This window comes from Moorena sp. SIO4A5 (genome assembly GCF_010672005.1).
In the GTDB taxonomy this organism is placed as follows: domain Bacteria; phylum Cyanobacteriota; class Cyanobacteriia; order Cyanobacteriales; family Coleofasciculaceae; genus Moorena.
Window position 1 is genome coordinate 1 of the sequence record NZ_JAAHHZ010000579.1, and the last position, 3101, is coordinate 3101.

4 protein-coding genes and 1 pseudogene are annotated in these 3101 nt (G+C 44.1%); 2 read left to right on the top strand and 3 right to left on the bottom strand.

Annotation, left to right across the window (positions count from 1 at the left end):
* Positions 1-324: pseudogene (locus F6K57_RS41325) on the top strand (argininosuccinate lyase); the annotation flags it as partial.
* 328 nt (positions 325-652) lie between these two features.
* On the opposite strand, the gene F6K57_RS41330 reads toward F6K57_RS41325, so the two are convergent.
* Both F6K57_RS41330 and F6K57_RS41335 read right to left on the bottom strand, forming a co-directional pair.
* Complete coding sequence (locus tag F6K57_RS41330) at positions 653-850, bottom strand: hypothetical protein (RefSeq protein WP_070394677.1); 198 nt, start codon at positions 848-850, stop codon at positions 653-655.
* A gap of 156 nt (positions 851-1006) precedes the next feature.
* The gene (locus tag F6K57_RS41335) at positions 1007-1297 is read right to left on the bottom strand and encodes an RNA-binding protein (protein WP_075902425.1); all 291 of its coding nucleotides are present in this window, start codon (positions 1295-1297) and stop codon (positions 1007-1009) included.
* A 373-nt stretch (positions 1298-1670) separates the two neighbouring features.
* On the opposite strand from F6K57_RS41335, the gene F6K57_RS41340 reads away from it, so the two are divergent.
* A complete protein-coding gene (locus F6K57_RS41340) occupies positions 1671-2126 on the top strand; it encodes an NUDIX hydrolase (RefSeq protein WP_293074914.1) in 456 nt (151 codons plus the stop codon).
* A gap of 25 nt (positions 2127-2151) precedes the next feature.
* On the opposite strand, the gene F6K57_RS41345 is transcribed toward F6K57_RS41340, so the two are convergent.
* A complete protein-coding gene (locus tag F6K57_RS41345; protein ID WP_293063160.1) occupies positions 2152-2949 on the bottom strand; it encodes a pantothenate kinase in 798 nt (265 codons plus the stop codon).
* Positions 2950-3101 lie beyond the last annotated feature (152 nt).

Sequence of the window (3101 nt, forward strand, 5' to 3'; positions counted from 1 at the left end):
CGTTTAGCATCAGCAGTTACTGAAGATTTCTCTAACGCTACCGATGTCGCTGACTATTTAGCCTCAAAAGGGGTTCCGTTTCGGGAAGCCTACAATCTGGTGGGTAAGGTGGTCAGAGGTTGTTTGGCATCTGGGAAGTTACTGAAGGATTTGAGCCTCGAACAGTGGCAAGAGTTGCATCCAGCCTTTGCAGAGGATATTTATCAAGCCATTGCCCCTACTCAAGTCGTCGCTCGTCGGAATAGTTATGGTGGCACTGGTTTTGACCAGGTTAGGCGAGGGATTGAGGATGCATGCGATCGCCTAAATTCAAATCATGATTGATCGCTAATTTATCTCTAATATTAGATCTTCTCAATCGCGTAGCGTGACCGTAGGTCAGTCTTGCTTGCGCCATTCTTGCGCCAGTACAAAAATACTTAATAATAGGGAAGTTAGGAGCGGGAAACTTCGGATCAGAACTAAAGATGTTTAGTTAGTTTTTGGATTAAAACATACTTTTACTTTTGTTTATTCCAATAACATAAACTTGACTTATCCTGACTCGAAGCTCCTGACTAGATACTCCTAAATTTTCTACATTGACAGCAGTAGTTAATCAACTAGGGTAGTTACTTATGGGAATATCAGGAATCAGCTGATAACTGACTCATTACATCGCACCAGTACCACCTTGGTAATTATTATCCTCATTATTTTCTGCTGTTGTTTCCTCCGACTTAGGAGGTTTAGTACCGTACCGTCTATTTTTGGAAAAACGGCCCGTATTACGCTTGGATTTCCGAAACTTACGGGCGTAAGCTTGATTCCGCTGCGCCTTTTCCTTTTTTAGATTGCGGCGCTTTGCCATGTTTACCTCATTGATAAAAAAACAAAAACACTATCAAACCCAAGTCTTACCATAAATTCAGCTTGGTTTATTTAAGTTACCCATGTCACCCACGGGAAAGGAAAATGGTTAGTTTTCCAAACCAGACTTCTTGATTGTCCTCGAAGCCTAGTGTTTCTAGAATCCACTGCGACTACGATTTCCGCGATTGTTGTCGTTGTCGTTATTTTTTGGTCTAGCTTTACGGACGCGCATAGAACGTCCCATCCATTCTGCACCATCTAGCTCAGCAATGGCCGAATCTTCCTCATCCGTTGTCCCCATATCAACGAAAGCGAATCCACGCCCTTGACCTGTTTCCCTATCTTTAGGAACTGCTACTTTTGATACTGTACCATACTCCTGAAATACTTCCTGTAAGTTTTCAGAGGTAACCTGATAATCTAGGTTGCCAATGTATATAGTCATTTAGAGTTGTCCATCTGATCGAAAATGTTCAGATGAAGGTCGGTGAGAGGGCGAAGCACTGGTGCATATCTACCCAGGTTATGACATTGATGCAGCGCGGTCAAAGCAGGACACCCCATGAGCGACTACCGGTGCGGTCAAAGGAGGCCACCCCATTAGCGCTTTGCATCAAGACAGAGATTTAACCAGAAGTGATTCGCCTGTGAACCGGTCAGGTATTCCTTAGGCTCCTAGCTGTTAACTACTCAGACGTTCAACGTTGAATTGCATCACAATGGACTTTTCAATCACTGACGTTACCGAACTTGCATCCATAATGTCTATCATAGCAGTCAGTAAAAGCAACACACACACTCAACAGCCCTATCATCACATGAGAAGATTATGGCAATTTGTCCAAACCGTTATCGGGATTATATTTCGACATCCTATTACCGGTACGAGCATCATTCCACTCTTGCCGGATGGGCGAATTGTGCTAGTTCGACGTCGTGACAATGGTAAGTGGGCTCTACCAGGAGGGATAGTTAACTGGGGTCAAGATATTCCAACGACTATCGAACGGGAATTATTTGAGGAAACTGGACTGGAGTTGCTCAAGATTCGCCAGTTATTTGGGGTTTACTCAGCACCAGGAAGAGATCCCAGAGTTCATTCTATCTGTATTCTGGTAGAAGCTGATGTCACCGGAACCATGGAGGTACAGGACGTATTGGAAATTAGTGAAGTCAAGGCGTTTGAACCGGAAGCTATCCCTAAGGGAAACCTCAGCCATGACCATGACCGTCAGTTACAGGACTATTTTGAGGGTAATATCACCGTTGCTTAATTCCCCACAAAAGTCACCGCAGCAACTAACTACCAACCACTGACAATATTCCCCAAAAGATTAAGTAAGGATCAACAATAATCTGAGCCGCTATTGCAGGAAATTGGGATTGGAAATAAGTAACTAACTGCTCAGAGTCGCCGCCAGTCATAGCAATCGGACTGTTGGGAAACTCCCTTTGCCAATCCTCAATAAAATCCCGGATACTAGCCAATACTGTATAGACAACACCACTTGCTATTGCCTCTGATGTCTCCAGAGACCAACGCTTTGGTAACTGAGCTGGTAGTTCAATGGCCGGTAATGCTCCAGTTTTTTGTGCTAGAGACTGTAACTGTAATCCCAATCCTGGCAAGATAGCTCCTCCGATTAGCTGTAGGTTTTGGTTAACCCCAGTAAAGGTTAGAGCAGTACCAGCATCAATAACTAAAACTGGATAACTATACCTATGACCAGCACCAAATACGGCCAAGGCGCGGTCAATGCCTAGGGTGGGATATAGTCCGGAAAGGGGTAAATCTTCCAGGGTCAATATTGTAGTATCGGAATAGTTTTGCCAAAGTGCTGTTTGGGCAGGTACTACTGAAGCGATGTAAAGGGGTAATGGATTGGATGGGTCTAATCTCTGAGCTGCTAACTGGGGTGGGAAAATTTCCGCTGACATTACATTAGACCTCCAGTTCTTGATTAACTGCGCTACAGCTGCTGGGGTTAGATGGTTGGTATCCCAGGCTTTTTTCAGGGTGTTATCCACAAACCAAGCCCAATGTAGCCGAGAATTGCCAATCACTAATCCTAAAAAGCTGTTTGCCTTAGTTGTCATATAGCAGTTATCAATTCGGTGAGGCACAAATTACTGGGTTAATGGGAGTCGGGAGTCGGGAGTCGGGGAAATAAATTTGCCTTTTGCCTTTTTCTTTGCCTAATCGATTCTAGATTTCTTTTTTTGGGAAGACTAGTCACAGTGGGAAAAAA